The organism is Anaerocolumna jejuensis DSM 15929, from assembly GCF_900142215.1.
In the GTDB taxonomy this organism is placed as follows: domain Bacteria; phylum Bacillota; class Clostridia; order Lachnospirales; family Lachnospiraceae; genus Anaerocolumna; species Anaerocolumna jejuensis.
Genome location: NZ_FRAC01000041.1, coordinates 1 through 13243, shown reverse-complemented (window position 1 = coordinate 13243; position 13243 = coordinate 1). Strand labels below are relative to the sequence as shown.

11 protein-coding genes are annotated in these 13243 nt (G+C 42.9%); 9 read left to right on the top strand and 2 right to left on the bottom strand.

The annotated features are described in order from the left end of the window. Positions 1 to 2 precede the first annotated feature (2 nt). The 7 genes from BUB77_RS26725 to BUB77_RS26695 all read left to right on the top strand — a co-directional run bounded on the left by BUB77_RS26725 (position 3) and on the right by BUB77_RS26695 (position 6230). Complete coding sequence (locus tag BUB77_RS26725; protein WP_073280237.1) at positions 3 to 311, top strand: PTS fructose transporter subunit IIB; 309 nt, start codon at positions 3 to 5, stop codon at positions 309 to 311. Next, on the top strand, positions 311 to 1396 hold the full coding sequence (locus BUB77_RS26720) for a PTS fructose transporter subunit IIC (RefSeq protein WP_073280236.1): 1086 nt from the start codon (positions 311 to 313) through the stop codon (positions 1394 to 1396). The genes BUB77_RS26725 and BUB77_RS26720 overlap by 1 nt, the downstream gene beginning before the upstream one ends. Positions 1397 to 1457: 61 nt before the next feature. Then, positions 1458 to 2342, top strand: a complete 885-nt coding sequence (locus tag BUB77_RS26715) for a class II fructose-bisphosphate aldolase (RefSeq protein ID WP_073280235.1) — start codon at positions 1458 to 1460, stop codon at positions 2340 to 2342. Positions 2343 to 2430: 88 nt separating this feature from the next. Then, positions 2431 to 3063 (top strand): hypothetical protein, encoded by a 633-nt coding sequence (locus tag BUB77_RS26710; RefSeq protein WP_073280234.1) that lies wholly within the window; start codon positions 2431 to 2433, stop codon positions 3061 to 3063. A 54-nt stretch (positions 3064 to 3117) separates the two neighbouring features. After that, the gene (locus BUB77_RS26705) at positions 3118 to 3384 is read left to right on the top strand and encodes an HPr family phosphocarrier protein (RefSeq protein WP_073280233.1); all 267 of its coding nucleotides are present in this window, start codon (positions 3118 to 3120) and stop codon (positions 3382 to 3384) included. A 13-nt stretch (positions 3385 to 3397) separates the two neighbouring features. After that, the gene (ptsP, locus tag BUB77_RS26700) at positions 3398 to 5080 is read left to right on the top strand and encodes a phosphoenolpyruvate--protein phosphotransferase (protein WP_073280232.1); all 1683 of its coding nucleotides are present in this window, start codon (positions 3398 to 3400) and stop codon (positions 5078 to 5080) included. Positions 5081 to 5105: 25 nt separating this feature from the next. Then, positions 5106 to 6230 carry a glycerate kinase family protein gene (locus BUB77_RS26695; protein WP_073280231.1) on the top strand — a complete coding sequence of 375 codons (1125 nt, stop codon included), beginning with the start codon at positions 5106 to 5108 and terminating at the stop codon, positions 6228 to 6230. A gap of 223 nt (positions 6231 to 6453) precedes the next feature. On the opposite strand, the gene BUB77_RS26690 is transcribed toward BUB77_RS26695, so the two are convergent. Further along, positions 6454 to 9468 carry an insulinase family protein gene (locus BUB77_RS26690; RefSeq protein ID WP_073280230.1) on the bottom strand — a complete coding sequence of 1005 codons (3015 nt, stop codon included), beginning with the start codon at positions 9466 to 9468 and terminating at the stop codon, positions 6454 to 6456. 461 nt (positions 9469 to 9929) lie between these two features. Next, positions 9930 to 10820 carry an AraC family transcriptional regulator gene (locus BUB77_RS26685; protein ID WP_170866766.1) on the bottom strand — a complete coding sequence of 297 codons (891 nt, stop codon included), beginning with the start codon at positions 10818 to 10820 and terminating at the stop codon, positions 9930 to 9932. A gap of 122 nt (positions 10821 to 10942) precedes the next feature. On the opposite strand from BUB77_RS26685, the gene BUB77_RS26680 reads away from it, so the two are divergent. Both BUB77_RS26680 and BUB77_RS26675 read left to right on the top strand, forming a co-directional pair. Continuing rightward, positions 10943 to 12028 (top strand): Gfo/Idh/MocA family protein, encoded by a 1086-nt coding sequence (locus BUB77_RS26680; RefSeq protein ID WP_073280229.1) that lies wholly within the window; start codon positions 10943 to 10945, stop codon positions 12026 to 12028. Between the two features lie 80 nt (positions 12029 to 12108). Beyond that, the gene (locus BUB77_RS26675) at positions 12109 to 13074 is read left to right on the top strand and encodes a Gfo/Idh/MocA family protein (RefSeq protein ID WP_073280228.1); all 966 of its coding nucleotides are present in this window, start codon (positions 12109 to 12111) and stop codon (positions 13072 to 13074) included. Positions 13075 to 13243: the final 169 nt, after the last annotated feature.

Sequence of the window (13243 nt, the reverse complement as noted above, 5' to 3'; positions counted from 1 at the left end):
CTATGTTTATTGTATGTGTGACAAGCTGTCCGGTCGGGATTGCCCATACCTATATGGCAGCGGCGAATCTGGAGAAGGCAGCCAAAGCCAAAGGTCTGGAGGTTAAGGTTGAAACACAGGGAGCACAGGGGGTTGAAAATGAAATTACCAAAGAAGATATCGCAAGAGCAGCAGGCTGTATTATAGCCAGCGATGTCAGGATTAAGAACGGAAGCCGTTTTGATCCCATTCCCACCCTGAATGCCAGCGTAAGCGAGGCAGTAAAGGATGCAAAGGGTATTGTAGAAGAATTGTTGGAGGCGATTGAATAATGGCAGAGATTATAAGGAAATCAAAAAGCAAAAAAAGTCAGTTTATATTCCTGAAAGATTCCATCATGACCGGTATTTCCTATATGATACCGATAATCGTAGGAGGCGGTGTACTCCAGGCAATTGCTAAAATGCTCGGAGGCTATGATATTGCAACAAGAATGACAGAAATAGATTCCCTGGCAAAGGTAATCATGCTGATCGGCCAGTCACTTATGGGCTTTACAGTTCCTGCTATCGCAGCATTTATTGCCTACGCCATGGCGGATAAGCCGGGTATAGCACCAGGTCTTGCCATGGGAGCTATTGCAAATACGCTGAATACCGGATTTGTAGGTGGTCTTGTAGGCGGTATTCTGGTAGGCTATCTGGTTATTGCGGCTAAGAAAATCAAGGTGCCAAAAGCGCTGTCCGGTATTATGCCCATTCTGGTCATACCTACCCTGGTAACCTTGGCAGCGGGACTTATCATGTATTACATCCTGGGTATTCCTATTTCTGCCTTTATGAAATTACTTACAGACTTCCTGACCTCCTTAAACGGCGGTTCCAAATTCCTGTTTGGAGCGGTAATCGGAGCAATGATATGTGCCGACCACGGCGGTCCGATTAATAAGACAGCAGCCCTTTTTGTCAATGGCTTAAATGCGGACGGATTCTTTATCCCCACTTCCGCTAAGATGTGTGCCGGTATGACAGCACCTATGGGAATTGCCCTTGCTACCTTCTTAGGCGGCAAAAAGAAATTCAGCGACGGGGAAAGAGAACAGGCCAAATCCCTGGTAGTGCTTTCTGCCTGCTATGTACAGGAAGGTGTTATACCGTTCTTATTAAAAGACCCTGTCAGGGTATGCGCATCCTGTATGACAGGAGGTGCCATCACCGGCGGTCTATGTATGATGGTGGGATTGGAATCCCCGGCTGTGCACGGCGGAGCATTTGTAATCGCCATGACCTCAAATCCCTTGTTATTCATTGGTTTCTGGGCTCTTGGCGCATGTATAACGGGTGTCCTTTACGCTATTTTAAGAAGACCCCTTCCGGAAGGCTACGTAGATGAGGATATTTCTTCACCGCTAATCTAGGCAGAGGCGGAAATTGGAAGCCTTTCAAACATAAGCAGTAAAGTAACAGGAGGAATTAAAAATGTACGTATCCATGAAAGAGATGCTGCTTCATGCACATGAAAATAATTACGCAGTTATGGCTATTAACTGTGTTAACATGGAACAGGCCAAAGCTATTATATCGTCTGCTTCCGAAGAACATTCAGCAGTAATCATCAATATCTCCCCCAGGCAGATGAAGGCTCACGGACATCCGGAAATTTTGGCGCCTATGATACGGGATATGGCAGAAAGAGCTGCTGTTCCCATTGCCTTTAATCTGGACCACGGAAGCAATTATGAGGACATAGCTTATGCCATTCAATGTGGTTTTTCCAGTGTAATGATTGATGCCTCAGGCTTTGAATTCGAAGAAAACATAAAAAGAACGGCCCTGATAGCATCTCTGGCCCATGGAAAAGGCTTATCCTGCGAAGCAGAGTTAGGTCACGTGGGAATGGCAAACCAGCAGGACAATATCAAAACAGATCTGTATACCAACCCCTTGCAGGCAAAGGAATTTGTGGAAAAGACCAAATGTGACTGCCTGGCGGTTGCCATTGGAACGGCTCATGGAAGCTATCCCAAGGGCTTTGTTCCCGAACTGGACTTCGGCAGGTTAATGCTGCTAAAGGAAACTTTAAAAATGCCCCTTGTACTCCACGGCGGCTCCGGCGCAGGGGACGAGAACATAAAAAAAGTGGTTGAAAACGGAATTAATAAGATAAATGTGTGCACGGACCTTTTCAAACACGGCAGGCAGGCAATGGCGGAGGCTATTGCAAAAAATCCCGACATAGACTATATGGATGTCAATATGGCAGCGGAAGAAGCAATGAAGCAGTTTATAAAACGGTATATGAGGCTAATCGGCTCCAGCGGAAGATATACCTTTGAGCGTTATAAGGGTGCGGAGCTGGATTAAGAAAGAAGGGAAGGGCTGCTGTGGCTTTTGGTGATGCAGCAGCCCTGTACTTTAAGTCTATAGGCAAATAGGAAAGGGGAAGGCTGTTATGGATGAAATAATACTTGGTCTGGCAATAAGTGCCCTGCTGGTGTATTTATTAAGGCTGGTATCCGGCTACAGTATGTATAAGAGGAGTATCCACCAGATGATATATTCCGGGTATCTGGAGTACCTGATGAAAAGAAAGCGGATTAGAAAGCTTTCTGTAAGCAGTTATTTTGAGGAGCTCTTTGGAAAAAACAGAATATTGTACCAATTTTATAAAGGAGCAAATCAAAAACAACCCCTTCCATATGTTATATTAGTATTGCCCAGCGGAATATATTGTCTTAAAATATGTAGTGATAAAGGAAATGTGACAGGCAGCACAAGCAAAAAGCTTGTACAGGAAATGAATGATTTTGTAATAAAGCTGCAGAATAAAATAACCAAGATAAAGCCGGAAATCTACCGGATAGCGGTATTTCCCGACCAATGCAGCTTAAATACAGGGGATAATAAAGTAGGTATGGCTGTCATAAAACGTTCCCAGTTAAGACAGGTACTGATTGATATACACAAGTCCAGTGATAAGGGGCTTGAGCCATGGGAAATTGATGCAGTCTGGGATATGCTGGCGAAGGATTCCCTTATGCTGGAGGAAAGAAAAAGTAATTGGAATGTAAAAGCGGAGACCTGACAAAGCTTTGATAACATAAGGGGAAGTAAACTTGCGAAATGCATGGAGGAAATTATGGTAAAGGAAAAAATCACAGTTGTAAATAAATCCGGAATTCACATGAGACCTGCAACAGAGCTCTCCAAGCTTGCAGCAGGCCTCAGTTCCGATATTAAAATTCTATCCGGCGGCAATGAAATCAATCCGAAAAGCATCCTGATTCTAATGAGTGCGGGAATTACCAAAGGAACTGAAATTGAGGTGATCTGTGAAGGAGAGACAGAAGAGCAGGACTTAAAAGTACTACTGGAGGCTATTGCCGGCGGACTGGGTGAAGCATAGAAGGAGGGATATCATGAAGGTATGGAAGGTGAAGAAAACCTATTCAAGAGGCTATGCCCTTGGCCCGGTGTGCATTATTGAAAAAAAGGAAATCAGAACCGTATATGATAATATTGTCCCGGACAGGATTGCCGACGAAATCAAGCGGTTTGATGAGGCGGTGGAAGAAGGGTGCAGGGAGCTTTCTAAGCTGTCCGCGGAATCTGAAATATTTGCCTCCCATGCTGCTATTGCTTCGGATATCGCCCTGCGCGGGGGAGTGGAAGCGAAGATAAAGGAAAAGCTGATGTGCGCCGAGGCTGCACTCCTTGAAACTACGGGAGAATTTATCGCCATCTTCGAGAGCATGGATGATGAATATATGAGGGAGAGGGCAGCTGACATGAAGGATGTCCGGGAGAGGCTTCTTACTATTTTATCGGGAGAAAGGGAAAATCCCTTTGAGGGCATGGAGGAAAAATCCATTATACTGGCCAGGGAGCTGACTCCCTCCGATACGGCAAAAATGAATCTTAAGCTGGCAGCAGGCTTTATAATGGAACTTGGAGGAGCTACCAGCCATGTCTCAATAATGGCAAAAAATCTTGGAATCCCCTGTCTTACGGGAGCGGAAGGTATCCTGAGTGAGGTTGGGAACAAAGACTTTCTCATAATGGATGCCGGAGCCGGAGATATCTATGCAGACCCCCCGGAGGCTTTCATCAAAGAATATGAATTAAAGGAAAGAAAATGGCTGGAAGAAGAAAAAAGGCTGAAAGAGTCCGCAGGACTGCCTTCTCTAACAAAGGACGGCGTGGGCTTTGAGCTGTGTGCCAATGCAGGAAATCTGGAGGAAGTCCGGAGTGCGGCGGAATATGAAATAGATGGGATCGGATTGTTTCGGTCGGAGTTTTTGTATATGGGCTCGGATCATTTTCCTACGGAGGAGGAACAGTTTCTGGCCTATAAAGAAGCAGCCTGCCTGTTAAAGGGGAAGGAGCTTACCATCAGGACCCTGGACATAGGCGGTGACAAGGAGCTTAGCTACTGGCAGCTTCCAAGGGAAGAAAATCCTTTCTTAGGCTGCCGTGCAATCAGAATCTGCTTAAAGGAGCCGGATATTTTTAAGCCCCAGCTAAGAGCCATTTTAAGAGCGGGAGCTTACGGGAATGTCCGCATTATGTATCCTATGATAACTTCTGTGGAAGAGATAAGAGAAGCCAATAAAATCCTTGAAGAGTGTAAAATGGAACTGGAAGGGGAAGGGCTTCCCTATAAAAAGGATATACAGGCAGGAATTATGATTGAAACGCCGGCAGCCGTTATGATAGCAGAGGAACTGGCGGGGGAAGCAGATTTTTTCAGTATTGGTACCAATGACCTGACTCAGTATTTTCTTGCGGCGGACAGAGGGAATGAAAAGGTAGCAGAAGTTTATAATTCTTACCATCCCTCCGTATTGAGGGCCATTGCCCTAACGATACAGGCAGCCCATAAGCAGGGGATTAAGGCAGGTATGTGCGGAGAGTTTGCAAGTGATGAAAAGGCATCGGTGTTATTGCTTGGAATGGGCCTGGATGAATTCAGTATGTCCGCAGGTGAAATATCCCGTATCAAGAGCCGCTTACGGGAGACAGATTGCAAAGCTGCAAGGAAAGCTGCGGATAATATTCTTTCCCAGAGCTCTGTGAAAGGGGTTATCAACTGCCTGATATAGGGCAGAAATAATAGGAGATGGGTATATGAAGATAGTAGTGGCAATGGATTCTTTTAAGGGAAGCTTAACTTCCATGGAAGCGGGTAATGCCGTAAAGGAAGGAATACAAAGGGTAAGTAAAAATCCCAGGATTATCGTAAAGCCTCTGGGAGACGGTGGAGAAGGTACGGTAGAAGCCCTGCTGAGCGGAATGGGAGGCAGAAGGATTTATAAAAAGGTCAGCGGGCCATCGGGGGAACCGGTGGAAGCTATGTACGGAATTCTGGCGGATAATAAGACGGCCGTCATGGAGATGGCCCAGGCTGCGGGCATTACCCTCTGTAGAAATAAGAATCCCATGACAGCCACTACTTTTGGCGTAGGAGAAATGATCCTGGATGCCATGGACAAAGGCTGTGTGGAGTTTCTTATAGGTATCGGAGGCAGTGCCACCAATGACGGCGGTATGGGACTTCTTACTGCTCTGGGATACGAATTCCTGAAAGAGGACGAAGGAATAGCAGGACAAGGAGGAGGAAGCCTGAAGGATATTGTGAAAATATCTGCCAAAAAGGTACCGGCCAGGCTTGCAGAATGCCGTTTTAAGATTGCCTGCGATGTGAATAATCCTTTATGCGGACCCCTTGGAGCCACTTATGTCTACGGACCTCAGAAGGGAGCAGCAGAAGCTGCACTGAAAGAACTGGAGGCCGGAATGAGAAATTATGCGGCCCTTACAAAAGCATTTACAGGCACGGATTATTCGGAACATCCGGGTGCAGGAGCTGCAGGAGGACTTGGCTTCTGCTTTTTGTCGTATTTAAAGGGGCAGATGATACCGGGGATAGAGATGGTCATGAAAGCAGTTAAGCTGGAAGAGGATATAAAAGATGCGGACTATGTTATAACTGGAGAAGGGCGCCTTGACGGACAGTCCGGTATGGGAAAAGCTCCGGTCGGGGTTGCCGGGCTGGCAAAGAAATACAATAAAAAGGTCATAGCCTTTGCCGGAAGTGTTACCAAAGAAGCCGCAGAGTGCAACAGGAGAAGGATTGATGCATTCTTTCCTATTGTAAGAGGAATTACCACTCTGGAGGAAGCAATGAACCCCTTAAATGCCAAAGAAAACTTAAGAGAGACAGCGGAGCAGGTATTCAGGCTGCTGTTGTAAGGGAGCTCAGCACTCTCTATCACAGTGTTTATGTTACTATCAGACTAAGGGTATGGAATAATACATAAAAGTAATCTTCAAGAAGATTCATTAAAAAGGGGCTGTAGTAATAAGAACAACTACTGCCGGATACAGTACACATAAACTAATTTATGCAAGGTATCTGGTAGAAATGTTCTATTTGCAACAGCCCCTTTATAATGAGGGAGCCCTTGTTCGTTTCTTATTTTATTGAGAGAATTTCATCAAAGAGGTCTTTATTTTCCAGCAATTTCTGTTTACTTCCGACAGTGGAATAGGAACCGTTCTTAATAAAGCTTTGGAACATTGCAAAGGTGTCCTTTACATCCTGTACGGTTGTTGATTTAATTTCATGAAGGATTTTTAATTTATCTTCCGCTTTTTTACCGGACAAGTAATTTAGCAAAGCACTTTCCGCGCCGGCAAGTTCTCCCCTGGGAGCAGAGTAATCACTAAAGGCATTTAAAATAAACCGGTCCAGGGTTTCCTGGGTCAAATCCATATTTTTAATATACGCCGGTAATCCCTTATATACTTCAAAGGTTTCCCTGATGTTCGGATCACGGTATGAGGCTGTCAGAAGTCCGTTTGAATTAAAACTTACGATGCTTACATATGCACCATACCCAAATCTTAATTTAGGCGTAATATAATTCTGATCGATTAAAGTCTGTATCGGTAATAGTTTTCCGGTAAAGGCAAACCCCATTTTTTTATAGCTGGCGGATATGGCATTATATTGAACCGTTGAATCCACTGCAATTCCCTCCCTGAGTGCGGGCTTTGGCAGCTTTCCGTAATCCTGGCTGGTAATTTTTTTCTTAGGTAAAGCATCTGTTATTATTTTTATGGAATCTTCATAATTTTTTATGGCATTCTTATTTCCTACATAAGTGGTTACCAGGTTGGTCTTGTTAAGAATCAATGCGTTTATATTTTTTAATTCCGCAGCTGCCGCCTTTGGATTAGAAACCAGGTCCTTTTCAAGTTTTAGCAGGAAGTTGTAATAATCAAGGCCGCTGATATAGTTTTGATAAGTGCTGCTCTCATCAATTTGAGCTAAATTTCTCAGAAGCAGGATAGACAAGGGGTCATTGGTATATTGTGATTTTAAATTGGATACCTGAGCTCTTACCAGGTTTAATAGAGCTTTACTATTATCAAAGTTTGTATTCAGTAAAATTTCCTTAACTAACGAAAGCTGTTTATCATACTCGCTGGCGATGCCCATCCATGAGATTGAGAAATAGGGTGTATACTGCCTGGCGTTGTTCTGTGTGACATTGGCTATATGAAATTCAGCATTGTTTAAATATCTAAGCTTTTGTGTATTCAATTGTTTTTGTGTGTAGTTTTTTGTACTGAGTTTGCCGAACAGGTCTGCATAGAGCTGTAAGTAGTGCAGCTTCTTCATTGGAACGGCAGAGGTATCGAAAAGCAGGGAAGAGGTTTCCGTTTCCCCCACATTTGCTTCTGCTGATAAGAGCCTTACTCCGTCTGAGGTGAAACTGTCATTCGTTTTATAAGTTTTCACTTCTTCCGGTAAGTCAGCGATCTTAACCGCCTGTAAGCTCTCAACGATTTTGGGATCCGGCAGCTGATTGTTCCACTCATTATATGCTTTGGTATCAGCAGTGATCTTGTCCAGCTCCTGTTTATTCATTGCTGCCTTTAAATCTGACAGGTGTTTCTTTTCCGCATTTGCCAGCTTTTCGGCAAGTCCTGCTTCCGGAACAGTGATAGCTAAGGCTGCATGGTTATTGTTTTCAATATACTTTTTCAGTAATTTTTCAAAGTAATTATCCTCTGCCTTATCCTTAATTGTTTTAATATTTTTAATTAAATGATTATAATAATCTAAACTACCATGATTTGCCCACATGGAGGCGATTTTCATAGACAGGTTAACTCCTGTATTTCTGTTTTCCGCTAAATTGGAGTTGGTTAAGAGTGTATTTGATATGACGGCATCTACTGCTGTTTTATCAAAGCCGGTTGATATGATATTACTCATGGAATTATCAATCAGCATTTTGAACTCGGCTTTTTTACTTTCATCAGCGTTAGCTGCAGAAAAGGTCAATATTGGCTGAGTGAAGGCTGCATCAAAGCTGACGGAATAGCTGCCTCCTATATCTGATTTTTTTAATGCCTCCATTACCGGAGAGGTTTCCTGATTTAAAATGTCAGCAAGGATGCCCAGTCCAACGGTGTCCTCCTCTGAAATATCCGTGAATGCAAAAGCATAATCAATTTGGGAAGAATTTTTTGTATTGGAGGAAGCGGCAACGGGAAATTTAACAGTCCTTTCCGCCTTTTCTTTTAAAGGGGTTATTTTACCGGTTTCAACAGCAATCTCTTTTTTATCATATTTTGAAAGAAATTCATCGTTTATATGTTTCAGGAATCTCCGATAATCCACATTACCGTAAAGTACCATAAGTGAATTGGAGGGATGATAGTAGGTATTACGGAAATTCAGGACCTGTTCATAAGTCAGCTCCTTTATATTGTCGGGAACACCTGCCGCAATATTGGATTGTATGCTGCCCGGGAACAAAGCCTGTAAAACATTCTGGCTGGCTGCTGAAGATATATTTCCCAGATCACCCTTCATTTCATTATAAACGGTTCCGGTTAAAGTGAGGGGGGCATTTGCATCCTGCATCTCATATCTCCAGGCTTCTCTTGAAAATAAATTTTTACTGTTACTTACGGAAGGGTGATATACGCTGTCTAAATAGACATCCGTCAGTTTAAGCAGCTGTTCTTCACTCAGTGATGAAACCGGATAGGTTGTAAAATTCTGCCTGGTATATGCATTTGCGTAGGTTGAGTAGGTCTGATTCAATATTGCAAATATGAGATCCTTCAACGGATACTTATTAGAGCATGAAATCGACATATGTTCAAGTACATGAATTGCACCGGCATTATCTAGTGCGGGGGTTTTAAAAGAGATATCAAAGGACCTGTCCATGTCTTTATTCTGTATGTACAAAAGTTTTGCACCTGTTTTTTCATGTTCGAACAAAACAGATTTGGAATTAATCAGCGCCATATCCCCTGCTTCTACCGTTTTAAAACCCGAAATCACTTCTCCTGTTTCGGGCAGGGGTATTAATGCAGTTTGGGAAGCGCTTGCAGCTGTATGGGGCGAAAAACACAAGCTTAGAACGAGAATCAATACTAACGTTAAGGAAAGCTTTTTTTCCATTTTTAAACTCCTTTTTTTCTTTTTTTAGTTATTCAACAGAATCCTAATAATCAGATTGGGTTGGTTAAGCTGGCTTTTTTATCTGGTTACGACCAATACTGATTACTATACAGGTTTATTTTACAATTTTTTTCTGAGGGCAGCCTTAGGATAAGCTTACATTTTGAAGGCGTATCTTACATTTATGTAAGATTAATAAAAAATCCCAAATATTGCATTAAAGGAAACGGCTGCATTATTTTATGCAAGCACTAATGATAAAAAGAAGCACTGTTTACATCTGTTAGAAGGGAACTTTTCTTTAAATAGGATTGTTATGTAAGCAGATTAAATAAGAAAAAATTTAGTTGAACAATATTAAAAGGATGCAGAACGGGTTTAGTTCTGCATCCTTATTATTTTGGGGGATATACAGCAATAGCAGGCCGCAAAATCCGGAGCATAGATGGAAAGGCAACAATTCAATGCTTCCTGTAATTCATCCGGTACTGCTTGGGACTTACTCCCTTCAGCTCCTTAAACTGGCTGATAAAATAGCTGGAGGTAGAAAAGCCGCATTCCTGGGCTATTTCCGTAATATTACTGTCAGCGCTTATCAGCAGCCTTTCCGCTTTTGAAATTCTGATATAGCTTAAATACTCCTTAAAGCTTTTCTTCATAATTCTCTTGAAGCTTCTGGAAAAATAACTGTAGCTCATATTGCAGTACTTTGCCATTTCTCTTGCGGTAATATCCTCCTGATAATTTTCCTCGACATAATCAAAGACCTTCTTGAGCTGCTTTTCCATTTCCTTATTTACCGGAACATCGATATTTAAGTCAATATTTTGCTTGTGCCAGTTCCTTAGAATATATAAAAAAAGTGTCAGGATATTTGTCCGGATAGCAAGCTCAAAGCCATAGCTGGCCTCTTTGTATTCGGTGTAAATATTATGGAGGATGGAGGGAAGAATGGTAGCCCTGATTTCTTCCTCTGTAAATATCTTCTGATGGGTGGATTCCTTTAGGATAAAGGGCATTAAATACTTCATTTCCAGCAGAGACTGGGAGGTGAAGAGTATTTCCGGTTCAAATTTGATACATATATAGCTGTTTAACCCTTCTCCCAGGGAGAAGACATTGTGTATTTCATTGGAATTGATGAGTACCATATCCCCCGCATCAAAGGTATAATCCCTGCTGTTTAGCAGAATGCGGAAATGCCCTGACTGTGCATAAAGGATTTCAATATAATCATGGATATGGGCATGAACCATAACCCCTGCCCCCCTTTTTTCCTGGGGATGTACACTAAACTGCAAGGGCAGTTCCGCATTGGGATTTCGCTTTTCGATATAATATGACTGTTCCAAGTCTATACTCCTCTGAGGACAAATTTTTGATATTTTTTTATGCATTTATTATATCATGGGCAAAGGAATTATGCTATATTTAAGAAAATTCAATAAAATTATTCAAACAAAAAGGAGAAGATATGATGGAGAGAAAAGTAAAAGTCGGAATCATCGGCTGCGGCGGTATTGCAAATGGGAAGCACATGCCTTCCTTGAGTAAATTATCTGATGTAGAATTGGTTGCTTTCTGCGATCTGGTAGAAGAAAAGGCAATCAAGGCAAAGGAACAGTACGGCACTCCTGATGCCAAGGTTTACACCGATTATAAGGAGCTGTTAAAGGATGGGGAGATTGAAGTAGTTCATGTATGCACTCCCAACCGTTCCCATGCCCCTATATCCATTGATTCCCTCTATGCCGGCAAGCATGTAATGTGTGAGAAGCCTATGGCAAAGACAGCAGAGGATGCAAGAAAGATGGTAGCGGCAGCAAAAGAGACCGGCAAGAAATTGACTATCGGATACCAGCACAGGCATAAACCGGAAGCAATCTATCTGAAGAGTGTTATTGAAAGAGGTGACCTGGGTGAGATTTACCTTGCCAAGGCCTATGCCGTAAGAAGAAGAGGAACTCCTAACTGGGGTGTATTCTTAAATGAATATGAGCAGGGCGGCGGTCCCTTAATCGATATCGGCACCCACTCTCTGGATGTTACCTTATACCTTATGAACAACTATGAGCCTAGGATGGTTGTAGGTACAAAATATAAGAAGGTAAGCAATCCGGAATGCGGCAACCCCTGGGGCGGCTGGAAAGAAGGAGAAAATACCATGGAGGACTCTGCCTTCGGCTTTATCGTAATGAAAAACGGAGCAACCATTATCCTGGAATCAAGCTGGGCCTTAAATACCATAGAGCCAATTCAGGAAGGAAGCACGGTTCTTTGCGGAACGGATGCGGGAGCACAGATTAAGGGCGGAGTTACCATCAACAAGGCAGAGTTCAACAGACTGGTTGAGATTAAGCCTGATCTGTCAAGCGGCGGTGTTGCCTTCTATGAGGGAATATCCGATAATCCTGCCGAAGTGGAAGCAAGACGCTGGATTGATGCCGTTAAGAACGATACGGAAGTTGTTGTAAAGCCGGAGCAGGCCTGCGTGGTATCAGAGATACTGGAAGCTATTTATACTTCAGCAAAAACAGGCCAGCCGGTATACTTTGAGTAATTAAAATAAAAATCTCAGGAAAGGCTGCCATATTACGATTCTTTTACAGGTATTCTGTTTATGGTGTAATGGGTATATCAATGAATATAGCGATTATCAGCTACTGGCATGTTCATGCAGAGGGTTATACAAAAGAGATAATAGAAAAGACAGGCAGTAAGGTTGTTGCTGTCTGGGATGAGGAAGAAGAAAGGGGAAGGGGCTATGCAAAGGAGTTTTTAGTCCCCTTTTATAAGGATTATGACGAGTTATTGGCTAACGCAGACATACAGGGAGTGGTAATAACCGCCCCTACCTCCCTTCATAAGGAACTGATCCTGAAAGCTGTTAAAGCAGGTAAGCAGGTATTCAGCGAAAAGGTTCTGGCCCTTACGGTGCCGGACTGCCTGGAGATAAAGGATTCCCTTTTAAAGCAGGGCAGTGACATTACCCTGTCCCTGGTAAAGAAATGTGAAAGCCGCTTTCTCTTTGCAAAGGAGCTCATTGAAAAGGGAAGCCTTGGACATATCACCTATGCCAGAATGAGGAATGTACATGACGGAAGTATCGGCAACTGGCTGCCGGAGCATTTCTATAGCAGGGAGCAGTGCGGCGGAGGAGCCATGATTGACTTAGGAGCCCACCCCATGTATCTGCTTGCATGGCTTCTTGGAACACCTGTAAGCGTTCAGTCCCTGTTTACGGATGTTACAGGTCATGGAGTAGAGGACAATGCTGTCTCTGTGATAGAATTTGGCGAAGGAACCATTGGCGTGGCCGAGACAGGATTTGTATCCCTTTACACACCTCCGATACTGGAGGTAAGCGGAACGGAAGGAACCCTTATGATAGGGGAAAATATCCGCTATGCAACAAAAGGAACTAGTGGAGAATGGATTACGGTAACAGAGCTTCCCAAAGCTCTTCCTTCACCCCTGGTTATGTGGGCAAACAATCAGTTAGAGGATAAGGTGACCTTTGGTATTGAAGATGCCATAACCCTTACTAAGCTAATGGAAGCAGCCTATGAATCCCAGATTACGGGGAAGAAGGCAGCTATCAGATAGTAAATATCATATAAGAAATAAAAAGGATGTCAGGCAGTAGAATAATGCCAGAAATTAAAATGACGTCAGGCAGCAAAATAATATTAAATATTAAAATGGCATCAGGCAGTAAAATAATATTAAATATTAAAATGGCATCAGGCAGTAAAATAATATTAAATATTAAAAT

Bases quoted from the DNA above. Each gene is read 5' to 3' on its own strand.
- BUB77_RS26695 (WP_073280231.1), top strand. From the start codon at position 5,106: ATGAAGATAGTAGTGGCAATGGATTCTTTTAAGGGAAGCTTAACTTCC.
- BUB77_RS26680 (WP_073280229.1), top strand. From the start codon at position 10,943: ATGATGGAGAGAAAAGTAAAAGTCGGAATCATCGGCTGCGGCGGTATT.
- BUB77_RS26715 (WP_073280235.1), top strand. From the start codon at position 1,458: ATGTACGTATCCATGAAAGAGATGCTGCTTCATGCACATGAAAATAAT.
- ptsP (WP_073280232.1), top strand. From the start codon at position 3,398: ATGAAGGTATGGAAGGTGAAGAAAACCTATTCAAGAGGCTATGCCCTT.
- BUB77_RS26710 (WP_073280234.1), top strand. From the start codon at position 2,431: ATGGATGAAATAATACTTGGTCTGGCAATAAGTGCCCTGCTGGTGTAT.
- BUB77_RS26720 (WP_073280236.1), top strand. From the start codon at position 311: ATGGCAGAGATTATAAGGAAATCAAAAAGCAAAAAAAGTCAGTTTATA.
- BUB77_RS26690 (WP_073280230.1), bottom strand. From the start codon at position 9,468: ATGGAAAAAAAGCTTTCCTTAACGTTAGTATTGATTCTCGTTCTAAGC.
- BUB77_RS26705 (WP_073280233.1), top strand. From the start codon at position 3,118: ATGGTAAAGGAAAAAATCACAGTTGTAAATAAATCCGGAATTCACATG.
- BUB77_RS26675 (WP_073280228.1), top strand. From the start codon at position 12,109: ATGAATATAGCGATTATCAGCTACTGGCATGTTCATGCAGAGGGTTAT.
- BUB77_RS26725 (WP_073280237.1), top strand. From the start codon at position 3: ATGTTTATTGTATGTGTGACAAGCTGTCCGGTCGGGATTGCCCATACC.